Below are 13,364 nucleotides of genomic sequence, written 5' to 3'. Positions count from 1 at the left end.
CATGCACGTCCTGAACATCCTCGTCTCGCCGGACTTGCTGGGCTTGTGGGCCGGGTGGCTGGCCCTGGAGCGTCAGCCTTTCTTCCTGACGGGGGAGGAGGTGCGGGCGCTGGGGCTACACGCTGAACCCCGGGCAGAGGCAAGGCTCACCCCCGAGGCGCGGGACACCTTCGCGCTCTGGGGAGTCGCACCCGGAGCCGATCACGTCGCCTGGCTCACCGAGGAGGAGTGGCTGGCCCTCCCGACTGCCACGCAGCGTGCCCTGGTGCGGGCACAGGTGCGGCATGGGCGGGGTGCCGTGCCCCACGTCCGGGACTTCGCCGACCTCCTGCCCCACCTCCCCGGCTCGCGCTTCGTGTGGTGGCCGTCGCTGCTGTCGCCTGCCGTACTGGCAAGGGTGGTCGCGCAGGATCAGCGGGCGTGCCGCCGGGATGAGGTGCCGGAACACGTCTGGGACGCAGCGGCGACCATCCTCCCCGGAGCGCGTGAACTGGCGGGTACCTTTCCCCATGCCAGCGGCCCCAACTGCTTCGGCACCGTGATGGGCGCGGCGGGCGTACCGGGGGCCGAGCGGGAGTGGATGCAGCGCACCCCCTTCGAAGCGTTTCTGGCGGAGCGCACCCAGCCCGGTGGCCGCGACGACCAGCCGGGAACGGTGTTGGTGTGGCGCGACGCGGCCGGGGCTGTTCAGCATGCCGCCGTCACTCTGGGAGGGGGCTGGGCACTGCACAAGCCCTCGCAGACGTGGAGGTCCGCTCGGGTGGTGCTGCCAGTGCGGGAGTTGATCGCGTACTCGCGCACGCCGGGCTGGCGACTGGGCCGCGTGACTCTGCGCCAGCTACTTGCCGTTGCGGGTGAGCCGCCACAGGGTCACGGCGTTGTTCAGAAAGAGGGCCGCGCACAGCAGCGCGAAAATCAGGTCGCCCCGTTGCCCGAAGCGAATCCCCAGGATGCCCCAGCCGCACATCAGGGCGACCACCAGCCAGATGCGCCACGCGGGAGCGTTCACGGGGTCCTCCGGGTCTTCATGGCTCTCAGCCTAACGCAGCCCTGCGGGGCGGAGCGTCCCGGTGGGGGAGGGGGCCAGCACAGCCCGCACCGCCGCCTCCGCATTTAGGGTCCCCGCCCCACACGTCTTGCGGGCGTCGGAGTCGCAGCGCCCGCCCGGAAAGGGCGTGGCCGTGCGGGTCAGCAGCCCCGAGACCTGCGCGGGGGTCAGCGTGGGCTTCAGCCCGAACAGCAGGCTGGCAACCCCCGACACGTGCGGCGCGGCGAGGCTGGTGCCGTCGGGACTGCGCTCGCCGCCCGGCCCGGTCACGCTGCTCGCCAGAATGCCTCGCCCCCGCTCGCCGCCGGGTGCGGCCAGGGCCACCGTGCGGCCCCAGTTGGCGTAGCCGGGCCGCTGCCCCCCCTCCGACACGCTGGTTACGGTCAGGACGTTCTGGCACCCGGCGGGCGAGTACCCGGCGGCGTCGGCCCCGTCGTTGGCGGCCCCGGCGACGACCAGCACCCCCCGCGCCGTCACCGCGTCCACGGCGGCCTGAATGCGGGCGTCACACCCGGTCAGCGGGATGAAGTCGGCATACAGGCTGAGGTTGAGCACCCGTGCCGGGTATGGATTCACGGGCGCCCCCGCCACCGGCAGGCCCGCCGCCCACCGAATCCCGTCCGCGAGGTCCTGCGGGTCCACCAGCCCGTCCTGCCCCGCCACCCGCACCTGCACCATGCGGGCACGGGGGTTGATGCCCGCCATGCCGCGCCCGTCGTGCGCCGCGCCGATCAGGTTCCCGATCACCTCGGCGTGGTAGGCGGCCTCGCCCACGCCGCTCGCGTCCCGGTCGCGCCCGTCGCCGTCCCCGGCCCGCGCCGCGTCCGACACGAAGTCGTAGCCGTTCACCAGCCGTCCGGCGAGTTCCGGCGTGCTGACGTACCCGGTGTCCAGCACCGCCACGGTTACCGGAGCGCCCCGCCCCGTACCCGCGAGCTGCCCCCACGCCCCCGGCATCCGGATCGCGGCCAGGTTCCACTGCCGCGGCCAGAGGGGGTCACTCGGGCGGTAGGTGGCCGCCGGGGTGGGGGAGGGCCGGGGAGTCGGCGCGGGCGCCACGTCCAGCGGGAGGAGCGGCGCGAGGGGCTGCGGGCGTGGCGGCTCGGGCTGGAGTTCGGGGAGGTCAGTCACGGGTGGAGTGGGAAGCGGGACGAGACGCGGCGCGGCGAGGGCCGAGACTCCCAGCAGGCCAAGGGAGAGCAGGAGGACACGGGCACGCTTCATCCCGGCAGTCTGGCGTGTGGGGCTGACGGGCGGCTGAGGGCTTCCCCGAACCGGGGCCGCACTACCGCACTACCATGCGGGGCATGACCCCCCAGACCGTCCTCCTGACCGGGGCCTCCAGCGGCATCGGCCTCGCCACCGCCGAGGTCCTCGCCGCGCGGGGCCACCGCCTGGTGCTCGCCGCCCGCCGCGCCGACACCCTCGCGGCCCTGGCCCGCCGCCTCGACCCCTCCGGCTCGCGGATGCTCGCCGTGCCCACCGACGTGAGCGTGGACGCGGACCGCCGGGCGCTGCTGGCGGCGGCCGAAGCGCAGTTCGGCCCGGTTGACGTGCTCGTCAACAATGCGGGCGTGACCGTCGAACGCGGCTGGTGGTGGGACGATCCCGATCCGCTGCGCGTCGTGCGGGTCAATCTGGAAGCCCCCATCGAACTCACCCGGCTGGTGCTGCCCTCCATGCGGGCGCGGGGCCGGGGCCACATCGTCAATATCGGCTCGGTGGCGGGGCGGGCGGCCACCAACGGCATGTATTCGGCGAGCAAGTTCGGCCTGCGTGGGTTTTCCCTGGGCCTGCGGCGCGAGCTTCAGGGCACCGGGGTCACGGTCAGCCTGATCGCCCCCGGCTTTGTCAGGAGCGAGATGACCGCCTCCGCCCGCCTCCCCATGCCCGGCCCGGAGGTCGTGGCGGGGGCCGTGGCAGACGTGCTGGAGCGCCCCCGCCGCGAGGTGATCGTGCCGCGTGGGTACGCGGTGCTCGCTGCCCTCGACCACTTCTTCCCCGCGCTGGGGGACCGGGTGTCGGCGCGACTGATCCGGCGGCGGTACGATCACCGGGACGAGCAGCGGTAACGCACCACAAGTTTCCCTTCAGGCCCGCGCAGGACAAGCGGCGCGGCGGCTTGCGTACACTGACCTCCGAGATGATCTCCGCCAAGACGGCCTTCAAGGCGATTCAACCCACGCTGGAGCGGGGACTGCTGGCGCTCGACCACGCGGTGAGCGGCTACGTGCAGCCCCGGCGGGCACGCGGCAAGCTGATCTTGCAGCCCTATGTGGGGTGGGGCACCCCGCAGTCGGTCGAGGTGCACGGCCGCGTGCTGCTGCCCCGCACCCTGGCCCCGGCCCGCAAGGGTGACCCCCGCTGGCGTAACTTCCGCAACGTGCTGCGGCGCCTGCTCTCGCGCGAGGTCGGCGGGGTGCGCGTGACCGGGACCCTGGGGGGCGTCACCGCCAGCGACGTGAGCACCAGCGATGGCTATTTCACCCTGGTCTTTGCCCCAGCGCCGGGCAGCGAGCCCTTCGCCTCCGGCTGGCACGAGGCGCAACTCCAGATCGAGGGCCGCGAAGGCACCACCCGCGCCCGCGTGCAGGTCATCGCGCAGGCCCGCTTCGGCATCATCAGCGACCTCGACGACACCGTGATTCAGTCGGACGTGACCAGCCTGCCGCGCATGCTGATGACCAGCCTGACCGGCAACGCCCGCACCCGCCTGCCCTTCCCCGGCGTGGGGGCGCTTTACCGGGCGCTGACCCGCGAGGGCGAGGCCCGCAACCCGATCTTCTATGTCTCCAGCAGCCCCTGGAACTTCTTCGACCTGCTGTGGCAGTTCCTCGACTACCGCCGCATTCCGCTGGGGCCGATGTTCCTGCGCAACTGGGGCTTCGACCTGCTGGGCGGGCACGGCGGCTACAAGCACGGGGTCATCGAGCGCATCTTCGAGCGGTACCCCGACCTGAAGTTCGTGCTGATCGGGGACAGCGGCGAGAAGGACCCTGAAATCTACGCCGAGGTCGTGCGCCGTCACCCCGACCGGGTGCTCGCGGTGTACATCCGCGACGTGACCGAGGCCAGCCGCGACGAGGGCGTCCTGAAGCTGCGAGGGGAGGTTCGCAAGGCGGGGGTGGATCTCGTGCTCGCCGCCGACAGCCTCAACGCCGCCAGCCACGCGATGAGCATGGGACTGATCACGCCGGGCGAGTTCCGCAGCGTGCTGACGAGCGTGGCGCGGACGTACGAGACGTAGGGAGAGTCGCCAGCAGCCAGCCGCCAGTCAAAGAGAGCGGGCCAGAGGTCTTCCCCCTGGCCCGCTCCCATGATGTGGCTTAGCCCTGCGGTCCGTTCCCGCCCCGGCGACCCCGGCGACGGCGGCGGCGGTTGGCGTCCCCGCCTGCGTCGGCCTGCTGCGGCTGGCCCGAGCGGGGCGTCCCACCACGCGGGCCGCCGCCCGAGCGGCCGTTCAGGTCCCGCACCGCGCCCCGGTCGTTCGCGCCGCGCGAGTAGGCCGGACCCCGGCTGCCCCGGTCCCCGCCGCGCCCGTCCTGCCCGAAGCGGCGGCCCCCGGAACGGCCCCCCTCGCCGTGGCCTCCCTCGTCGGGGGGGAGGTTCTCCACGGTCCAGTCCCCGAAGTACATCCGCTGCACCGTGATGTTCACCGGGCGCAGGTGCTCGTTGCGGGGGCGTTCCAGGGTGATGACCCGGCGGCCACCGCGCCCGCTGCCGTTCGGTTGGCCCTGGCCGTTTCCGGCAAGCCGCCCACCACGGTCACGGTCGCGGCCGTCCCGTCCGCCCTGGCCCTGCTGCGGTCCCCGTGCGGGGCGGGGCGCCGGGGAGGCAGGCTGGGGGTCGTCCAGGGTGAACTTGCGCGGCGCGGAGGTGCTCACCGTTTGCAGCTTCTCGCGCTTCTCGGCCTCGCGGTCCTCGCGGCGCCGGGCGCGGGGGCGAATGGGGTTGCCTTCCATATCGGTCTCCTGGGTGAAATCGATTTGCCGGGCCAGGGGGTTGACCTGGCTGATGGTTACGGTCACGTGGTCCCCGAGGCGGAACGTCCGGCCGTTCGAGCGGCCCCGCAGCATCTGTGCGTCCTCGAGGTAGATGTAGTAGTCGTCGTCGAGGTGCGAGATATGCAGCTTGCCCTCCACGCCGTTTTCCAGTGCGACGAAGAGGCCGCTGGCGACCACGCCCGACACGTGGCCGGGGAAGGTCTCGCCAAGGTGCTCCTGCGCCCACTTCGCCTGGTAGTACTTCGTGAGGTCGCGCTCGGCCTCGGCCGCTGCCCGCTCGCGCTCGGAGGTGTGGTCGCCCATGCCGGGCAGCTTGGCCCGCAGGTCATTCACCGCCCGGCTGTTGGCCCGCAGCTCACCCGCCAGCATCCCCTTCAGGACGCGGTGGACCAGCAGGTCGGGATACCGGCGGATGGGCGAGGTGAAGTGCAGGTACTCGTCAAAGGCGAGGCCGAAGTGCCCGAGGTTCTCGCCCGCGTACTTGGCCTGCTGCATCGAGCGCAGCAGCAGCGTGTTCACCACGCTCTCGCGCGGGGTTCCGCGCACGCCCTTAAGCACCGCCTGATACGCCTGCGGGGTGGGTTCCCCGCCGGGGAAGGACAGGCCCAGCCGCGCGATGGCGTTTGTCGCCTCCTGGAACTTCTGGAGGGTGGGTTCCTCGTGGATGCGGAAAAGGGCCGGAATCTCGCGCTGCAGCAGCTCGTGCGCCACCACCTTGTTGGCGAGCAGCATCAGGTCCTCGATCATTCCCCGCGCGGTTTCCTCGCGGATGGGGATCAGTTCCATGCGGCCGTCCGGCCCCACGTCCACCTTGACCTCACGCAGCTTGAAGTCCAGCGAGCCTTCACGCAGGCGCTTCTGGCGCAGTTTGGTCGTGATCTTCAGCAGCAGGTGGAGGTCACCCTCCAGGTGCCGGGCGTGGTCGGGCAGGGTGGCGGTCGCCTCCGAGTAGGCCTGCACCTCGTCGTAGGTCAGCCGGGCCTTGGAGTTGATCACCGAGGGCGCGAGCTGCACTTTCAGGATGTCGCCCTCCGCCGAAAGTTCGACCAGCGCAGTCATCGTCAGGCGGTCCTCGTAGGGCACCAGGCTGCACACTCCGTTGGAGAGGTGCTCGGGCAGCATGGGCAGCACGCGGCCGGGCAGGTACACGCTCGTCGCGCGGGCGTAGGCTTCCTTGTCGAGGGGCGAGCCTTCAGTCACGTAGTGGCTCACGTCCGCGATGTGGACACCCACCACGAAGGTGCCTTCCGGCGTGGGCTGGATGTGAATGGCGTCGTCGAAGTCCTTCGCGTCGCGCCCGTCCACCGTGAAGATGTTGAACTCGCGCAGGTCGAGTCGGCCCACCAGCGCCTCTTGCGGAATCTGGGTGGGGATGGCGTTCGCCTGCTCCAGCACCTCCTCGGGGAAGTCGCCGCGCAGCCCGTACTTGACGATGACGGCCTCGGTCTCGGTCTCGGGGTCGTCCTGCTCGCCCAGCACGCGGGTAACCTGCCCGAAGACCTCGTCCTCGCCGGTCCCCTCGGGCCAGAACAGCTCGGCCACGACCCTCGCGCCGCTGTGCAGCTCGTCGATGCCCTGCGGCAGCAGCAGAATGCGGTGCCGGGCGCGGTGGTCGTCGGGCTTGAGGATGGGGTGGCCCTTGCTGAATTCCAGCGTGCCCACGAGCTGCTTGTAGGCCCGCTGCACGATGCGGACCACCGACGCACGGGGGCTGCCGTCGCCGCGCTGGCCCCGGCGGGGTCCCCGGCTGCCGCCGTCCCGTCCGCCGTCGCCCCGGCCCTCCATCCGCACCAGCACGATGTCGCCGTTCCAGGCTTCCATCGTGTGCTCGGGCGCGACATAGAAGTCCTCGCCGCCACTGTCCGGCACCACGAAGCCGAAGCCCGCCGCCGACGCCTGGAAGCGTCCCCGCACGAGGTTCATCGCCTCGGGCAGCCCGTAGGTGCGCTTGCGGGTGCGGATCACCTCGCCCGTGCGGGTCAGGTCGTCCAGCAGCGCTTCGAGGTCGCGCCAGTCGCCCAGCCGGTCCAGCATCTGCCGGGTGAAGGTGCGTTCCAGATCGCGCACGTGAATGGGCCGCCCCAGCTTGCGGAGCTGCGCCACCACGAGGCTGCGGCCAGGGTCGTCCGACGAGGCACGCTCCGCCTCGGCGCGGGCCTCGTCTTCGTCCTCCGTCTCATGCGGAAGGTCGATCAGGGGTTCGGGCGTGTCGGATTGCCCGTCGCCCGTCAGGGCAAGGATCGGGGCGGGTTCGGGGGTCGCCGGGGCCGCGACTTCCTCCACCTCGACGGACTCGACGCCGCCCAGCACCTCGTCCAATGGGGCCTCGGCGGGCTCGGGAGTCGGGGTGGCCTTGGCCTTGCGGCCGCGCCGGGGCTTGGGCACCTCCAGCAGCACGGGGTCGGTCGGCTGGCTCGCCACGGGCGGGAGCACGTCGGGTTGCGGCGCGGCGGCTTCGGCCACGGGGGCAGTCTTCGCCTTGCGGCCCCGGCGCGGCCCTGCGGGGGCTTCGGGTGGGGCGACCTCGGCGGCTTCCGACTCGGCCACCGGGGGCGCGGAGTCGGGGGTGGGCTCGGCCGGGGCCGCCAACGCTGCCTTGGGCTGGCGGCCCCGGCGGGCAGGCTTGACGGGGGCCGGGGCTTCCGGCTCGGACGGCTCGGGGGCGGCGACGGGGATCTCGGCCGTCACGTCCGGGATGGATTCGGGGGCCGCCGCCACCGCCTTGCGCCCACGGCGGGGCTTGGGGGTGGGCATAGGTTCGGTCGCCGCCTGCTCGGCAGGCTCGGGTTGTTCGGGAGTGGGCGCCGCCGAGGCGGTCGCGGCCCGCGCGGACCGGCCGCGCCGGGGCCTGGGGGCCTCCGCTGCGGGAGGGGTGTCTTGGGGGGTCGCCTGTTCCGGGGACGCAGTCGCGGCGGCCTTCGCCGGGCGTCCGCGCCGCTGGGGGGCCGGGGTCTGAGCCTCACTGGGCTGGGTCTCTGGGGCCTGGGTCTCGGCGGCGGGAGTGGTCTGTTCTTCGGAGGCGGTGCGGCGCAGCTCGTCAGTCGCCACGCGCTCCTTTTTCGCTCTGGGCATTCCTCACCTATCAGGACGTGCCCGTGGGACTCTATGTGGAGGTCGTTTCCGGCGGGGGGCGGCCGCGCAACGTGGGCAGGCCCCTGAGCCGAAACGACGCTCTCGCCCAGGGGCAGAGGGTTTCGCGCTTGTCTCGGGTCGTGCCCGGCCCCCTCCCGTGCGGGCGGTGCCCGGAGGCGGGGGGCAGGGGCACAGTCCTATGACCCGGCAGCGCGGTCAGTCTACCACGCGGGACCTGACGGCACCTTGAGGAGTGCCTCAGGCGGTTTCTGGCGCGGAAGTCACCCACCCCGTCACGGGCGCGTGGTCGCTGAGGCGGGCGGCGCGGTCCACCACGACCTTCCGCACCTCCACCCCGGCCGCAAGCAGGTAGTCGATGCGCCAGCCCACGTCGTTTGCGTAGGCGTTGCCCCGGTTGCTCCACCAGGTGTATTCGGACCGCTCGCCGAGAGCGGCGCGGTGCGCGTCGGTCAGGCCGCAGGAAAGGTGGGCAGTCATCCACTCGCGCTCGTGGGGCAGAAACCCGCTGTTGCCCCGGTTGCTGCGCCAGTTTTTGAGGTCGAGTTCGCGGTGCGCCACGTTGTAGTCGCCGCCGATCACCAGGGGCAGGCCCTGCGCGAGCGTGCCCAGCGTCCAGGCGTGGTAGTCGGCCAGCACCCGGTCCTTGAACCCCTGCCGCTCGGGACCGGAGCTGCCGCTGGGCAGGTACACGCTGGCGAAGCGCACTCCGCGCACCACCGCGCTGAGCACCCGGCCCTCGGCGTCCATCTCGGGGTGGTCCATGCCGGGGCGCACGTCCTCCAGCCCATAGCGGCTGAGGACCGCCACGCCGCTGTAGCCGGGTTTGCGGGCGGGAAACCACGCGCTGCCGTAGCCCAGCGCGGCGAACGGCCCCGGCATGGGGTCGGCGCGAACTTCTTGCAGCAGCAGCACGTCGGGCGCTTCGCGGGCGACCCAGCCTTCCAGCCCTTTTCGCAGGGCGCTGCGCAGCCCGTTGACATTCAGGGTGGTGACCTTCAGGGGCGCGGAGAGCATCGGCGCGGAGGATAGCGCGGCCCGCCGTCGGGTACCCTGGGGGCACCATGGTCGAGATCAAGTTCCGCAACGAGCAGGATGGCCGCGAGTTCGAGCTGACCCACCCCCGCGCCGCCCGCGTGCTGGAGGACGTGCGGACCTGGGCCGAGGGGAACGGCTTCGCGCACGTCACCTTCTGGCGCGACGCCACGGACGAGGCCAGGCTGTGGGTGCAGCTCGGGGACGACCGCCTGAACTACTGGATCCCCGTGAGCACCTTCACCGAGGGCCGCCACGAGACGGTCGAGATGCAGCTCGACTATGCCCGTGGTGCCCAGCGACGCAGCGCCGCCGGGTACGAGCGTTTCGACAAGTAAGCCTCCCCTAACGCCGCTTCACCTCGACCCGCAGGTGGAGCGTGTCCGTGAGGGGCGAGGTCAGGTCCCACTCCCCTAGGCTCAGGTCGTGGCTGGCCGCCAGTGCCCGCACGTCCTCCGGCGTCAGCACAACCGGAAACAGAAGGTCGGCTTCGGTGGGTGGGGCAGGAGGCTCCCACGGCGGCCCACCCAGACTCCGCAGCCGGGCGAGGTGCCACTCGCCCTGCGCCGCCACGACGAGCTGACCTCCGGGCCGCAGCACCCGCCGCGCCTCGGCCAGAGCGCGGGCAGGGTCGTGAAGGTGGGCCAGCACGCGCACGAGGAGCACGGTGTCGAACGAGGTGTCGGGGAAGGGGAGCTGCTCGGCCACGCCACGCCGGACCCCTTCCCCTGGCTCGGGGTCTATCCCGAAGAGGCCACCTGGGTGGCCCCGTGCCCTCAATGCCTGCAGGAGCTGCCGGTCGCCCGCACCTACATCGAGGACACGGGCAGTGGGGGAGAGGGGCAGCGCGGTCAGCAGCGGACCGTGCGGCCAACTCCGACCCAGCCGCCGCGACAGCCGCGCGTCCCTCTCTTGCCAGCCTCCCGGAGTCATCCTGCGTAGTCTGGCACGGCTTTTACAGCCTCCTTGTGAACACTCCACACAACGTTTACAACGTGGCGCTCTTTACGTTTCGGGCCGGGAGCGCGGGCGAGAGTTGACCCGTGTTCGGGGCAGGACCACCCTCCCCGAGAGTTCTTCCGAAAGGCAGGTTTAACGATGAAACTGTCCAACATCATGTACATCCTCGGCTTCGCTTCGATCATCACCTCGGCCGCCAGCTTTACTGCTGGCAAGGCGGACGGCGGCGCGGGCGACAAGAGCGGCGAGGAAAAGCAGCGCAGCGGCCTGTTCGTGGGCTTCTGGCCCCCCACGTTCTTCATCCTCGGCAAGATCATCGAGGACCGCGAGAACAAGAACCAGAACATCCTGACTGGCGAGTAAGCCGACCCAAGAAGAAGGGACGTGGTGCAAGGCCACGTCCCTTCTTGGCGTGTGGATCACATCTCCATGCGCGTTTTGAGGAAGTTGGTCATCACGGCGCCCCGCTTGTAAAAGGGATTGTCCATGATCTTGATGTAAAGCGGGATGGTCGTCTTGGGGCCGTGGATCACGCTCTCCTCGAGCGCCCGCTTCATGCGGCCGATGGCCTGCTCGCGGCTGTCGTGGTGAACGATCAGTTTGCCGATCAGCGAGTCGTAGTGCGGCGGAATGACGTACCCGGTGTACGCGTGGCTGTCCACCCGCACGCCGGGGCCGCCCGCGAAATGCACGTCGTCGATTTTGCCCGCCGCCGGGCGGAAGTCCTTGTCCGGGTCTTCCGCGTTGATGCGGCACTCGATGGAATGGCCGTGGAGCTTTACGTCCTCCTGCCGCAGGTGTAGGCCCTCGCCCGCCGCGATCTGAATCTGGAGCCGCACGAAGTCGAGGCCCGAGATCATTTCACTGACGCAGTGCTCGACCTGAATGCGGGTGTTCATCTCCATGAAGTAGTAGTTGCCATCTCTATCCACGATGAATTCCAGCGTGCCCGCGCCCGCGTAGTTCACGTGCTTGGCGAGGCGCACGCCCGCGTCCAGAATCTCCTGCCGCAGCGACTCGGGCAGGGTCGAGGGCGCTTCCTCGATCAGCTTCTGGTTGCGGCGCTGGATGGAGCAGTCGCGCTCACCGATGTGGATCACGTGGCCCTGGCCGTCGCCCATGACCTGCACCTCGACGTGCCGGAACTCCTCCAGGAACTTCTCCATGATGATGGCCGGGTCCCCGAAGTACAGCCGCGCTTCCTCCTGCGCCTGCGCGAAGCCCCTGGCGAGTTCGTCCTGGGTGCGAATCACCTTCTGGCCGCGCCCGCCGCCGCCCGCGCTGGCCTTGAGCAGCACCGGGTAGCCGATCTGCTTGGCGGCGAGGAGCGCGGCGTCCACGTCCTCCAGCACGCCCGTGCCTGGCACCACCGGCACCCGGCTCTGCGCGGCGATGTCGCGCCCGCCCGCCTTGCTGCCCAGCGCCCGCATGGATTCGGGCGTCGGCCCAATAAAGACCAGCCCGTGCTCGCGGCACATCTCGGCGAAGTCGGGGTTCTCGGCCATGAAGCCGTAGCCGGGGTGAATGGCCTCGGCCCCCGTCATCAGCGCGGCCGAGAGGATGTTGGGGATATTCAGGTAACTTGCACTGCTCGCGGGCGGCCCCACGCACACTGACTCGTCGGCGAGGAGCACGGGCAGGCTCTTCTCATCGGCGGTGGAGTACACCACGACCGTCTGGATGCCCATCTCCCGCGCGGTGCGGATGACGCGCAGGGCGATCTCGCCGCGGTTGGCGATCAGGATTTTCTTGAACATAGCGTTTGGCCCTCAGCTTTCAGCCTTCAGTCCTCAGCGGACGCTTCAGCTCGGGGGGCTGAAGGCTGACCGCTGACGGCTGACGGCTCACTCGATGATGAACAGCGTCTGGCCGTACTCCACCGGCTCGGCATTCTTCACCAAAATCTCGCGCACCACGCCGCCGGTTTCGGCCTCGATCTCGTTCATCAGCTTCATCGCCTCGATGATGCACAGCACCTGCCCGGCCTGCACCGTGTCGCCCACCTTGACGTAGGCGGGCGCGTCGGGGCTGCTCGCCGCGTAGAAGGTGCCCACGATGGGCGCCTTGACCGGGGTCCCGGCGGAAGCGGGCTTGGCGGAGGCCTCCGCGGGGGCGGGCGTCTCAGCGGCGGGGGCAGTGGTGGGAGCCGAGGGCGCCGGAGCGCTGGGAGCCTCGGCCGAAGCGGGCGCCGCGCTGCTGGCCGCTCCCGGCTGGAAGCTGGGCGCCGCGTGGGGGGCCGGAGACGGGGCGCTTGCCGGGGCCGCCATGCCCACTGCCTGCGGGCCGCGCTTGAGGTCGAGGGCGAAGGAGCCGGTCGTCAGGCTGAACTCGCGCACGTCGGCGTGGCTGAGGGCGTCGAGAATCTTCTTCAGGTCGTCTGGGTTCATGATTCCTCCCGGAAGGGTAAGCGGTGCGGGGCGGGTGGTCATACGAATGGCGGTCGACTCGTGAGGGTCAACCCGAGCGGATTTGCAAAGCTGCGAAGCAGAGCGAGAAGCAACGACCACGGATTGCGGGAGATGGACGAGGATTCGGTGCTCTCCCGAATCTTAAGGAATCGGACGCACTCCGTCGCACTCGCCGCCGAACAGGGGCGAACTGGACCGAGTCTAACGGCATGGCGAAACGCCGCCCCCACAGTCGGGAGGCGGCGCTTCGGGCGGGGGTCATCAGGCGCGGCTGAGGTACTGGCCCGTGCGGGTGTCGACCTTCACGTCGGTGCCCTGCTCGACGAAGAGGGGCACCTGCACGACCGCACCCGTCTCCAGGGTGGCGGGCTTGGTGCCGCCCGAGACGGTGTCGCCGCGCACACCGGGGTCGGTCTGCGTGATCTTGAGGATGACCTGGTTGGGCAGCGTGATGCTCAGCGGCTTGTCGCCGTACATCGCCACCTCGATCTCGGTGTTCTCCTTCATGAACTTGGCCGCGTCGCCCACCAGCGAGGGGGGCAGGTGCACCTGGTCATAGGTTTCCAGATCCATGAACACGAAGTCCGAGCCGTCCTTGTACAGGAACTGCATCTTCTTGCCCTCGACGTAGATGTCCTGGAGCTTTTCGCCGCTGTTGAAGGTGCGGTCCACGATGGAGCCGGTCTCCATGTTGCGGAACTTGGTGACCACCTTCGCGCCGCCGCGTCCCATCTTGAGGTGGGAGTACTCCAGGCACTCCCACAGCCCGCCGTCCATCTCCACCTTGGTGCCGTTGCGCAGTTCCGTCACGCTGATCAT

12 protein-coding genes are annotated in these 13,364 nt (G+C 70.6%); 5 read left to right on the top strand and 7 right to left on the bottom strand.

Annotated features, from left to right (window positions below; genetic code table 11):
• The first annotated feature begins 1 nt into the window (after position 1).
• Positions 2-1,117 carry a hypothetical protein gene (locus tag L1280_RS10440; protein ID WP_253582190.1) on the top strand — a complete coding sequence of 372 codons (1,116 nt, stop codon included), beginning with the start codon at positions 2-4 and terminating at the stop codon, positions 1,115-1,117.
• Here L1280_RS10440 and L1280_RS10435 read toward each other — a convergent pair.
• A complete protein-coding gene (locus tag L1280_RS10435) occupies positions 1,040-2,272 on the bottom strand; it encodes a S8 family serine peptidase (protein WP_253582189.1) in 1,233 nt (410 codons plus the stop codon). The two genes, L1280_RS10440 and L1280_RS10435, sit on opposite strands and share 78 nt — an antisense overlap.
• An 83-nt stretch (positions 2,273-2,355) precedes the next feature.
• Between L1280_RS10435 and L1280_RS10430 the strand changes: the two genes are divergently transcribed.
• The gene (locus tag L1280_RS10430) at positions 2,356-3,120 is read left to right on the top strand and encodes an SDR family oxidoreductase (RefSeq protein WP_253582187.1); all 765 of its coding nucleotides are present in this window, start codon (positions 2,356-2,358) and stop codon (positions 3,118-3,120) included.
• A gap of 71 nt (positions 3,121-3,191) precedes the next feature.
• Positions 3,192-4,295, top strand: a complete 1,104-nt coding sequence (locus L1280_RS10425; RefSeq protein WP_253582185.1) for an App1 family protein — start codon at positions 3,192-3,194, stop codon at positions 4,293-4,295.
• Positions 4,296-4,374: 79 nt separating this feature from the next.
• Here the strand turns inward: L1280_RS10425 and rnr are convergent, their stop codons facing one another.
• Both rnr and L1280_RS10415 read right to left on the bottom strand, forming a co-directional pair.
• On the bottom strand, positions 4,375-8,124 hold the full coding sequence (gene rnr / locus L1280_RS10420; protein ID WP_253582184.1) for a ribonuclease R: 3,750 nt from the start codon (positions 8,122-8,124) through the stop codon (positions 4,375-4,377).
• A 258-nt stretch (positions 8,125-8,382) separates the two neighbouring features.
• On the bottom strand, positions 8,383-9,159 hold the full coding sequence (locus tag L1280_RS10415; RefSeq protein ID WP_253582182.1) for an exodeoxyribonuclease III: 777 nt from the start codon (positions 9,157-9,159) through the stop codon (positions 8,383-8,385).
• 47 nt (positions 9,160-9,206) lie between these two features.
• Here L1280_RS10415 and L1280_RS10410 point away from each other — a divergent pair, with 47 nt between their 5' ends.
• Positions 9,207-9,515 carry a hypothetical protein gene (locus L1280_RS10410; RefSeq protein WP_253582180.1) on the top strand — a complete coding sequence of 103 codons (309 nt, stop codon included), beginning with the start codon at positions 9,207-9,209 and terminating at the stop codon, positions 9,513-9,515.
• Between the two features lie 7 nt (positions 9,516-9,522).
• Here the strand turns inward: L1280_RS10410 and L1280_RS10405 are convergent, their stop codons facing one another.
• Complete coding sequence (locus L1280_RS10405) at positions 9,523-10,110, bottom strand: class I SAM-dependent methyltransferase (RefSeq protein WP_253582179.1); 588 nt, start codon at positions 10,108-10,110, stop codon at positions 9,523-9,525.
• Positions 10,111-10,275: 165 nt separating this feature from the next.
• On the opposite strand from L1280_RS10405, the gene L1280_RS10400 reads away from it, so the two are divergent.
• On the top strand, positions 10,276-10,500 hold the full coding sequence (locus L1280_RS10400; protein ID WP_253582177.1) for a hypothetical protein: 225 nt from the start codon (positions 10,276-10,278) through the stop codon (positions 10,498-10,500).
• A gap of 56 nt (positions 10,501-10,556) precedes the next feature.
• On the opposite strand, the gene accC is transcribed toward L1280_RS10400, so the two are convergent.
• The 3 genes from accC to efp form a co-directional block, all read right to left on the bottom strand.
• Entirely contained in the window at positions 10,557-11,894 is a 1,338-nt protein-coding gene (gene accC, locus L1280_RS10395; RefSeq protein ID WP_253582176.1) for an acetyl-CoA carboxylase biotin carboxylase subunit, read from the bottom strand.
• An 87-nt stretch (positions 11,895-11,981) separates the two neighbouring features.
• Positions 11,982-12,524: an acetyl-CoA carboxylase biotin carboxyl carrier protein gene (accB, locus tag L1280_RS10390; RefSeq protein WP_253582174.1), complete on the bottom strand. Its 543-nt coding sequence runs from the start codon at positions 12,522-12,524 to the stop codon at positions 11,982-11,984.
• A 282-nt stretch (positions 12,525-12,806) separates the two neighbouring features.
• Positions 12,807-13,364: an elongation factor P gene (efp, locus tag L1280_RS10385; protein ID WP_104991370.1), complete on the bottom strand. Its 558-nt coding sequence runs from the start codon at positions 13,362-13,364 to the stop codon at positions 12,807-12,809.

Origin of the sequence: Deinococcus sp. HSC-46F16 (assembly GCF_024171495.1) — a bacterium.
Lineage (GTDB): Bacteria > Deinococcota > Deinococci > Deinococcales > Deinococcaceae > Deinococcus.
The sequence above is the reverse complement of the archived record's forward strand: the minus strand, read 5'-3'. Positions and strand labels throughout refer to the sequence as shown.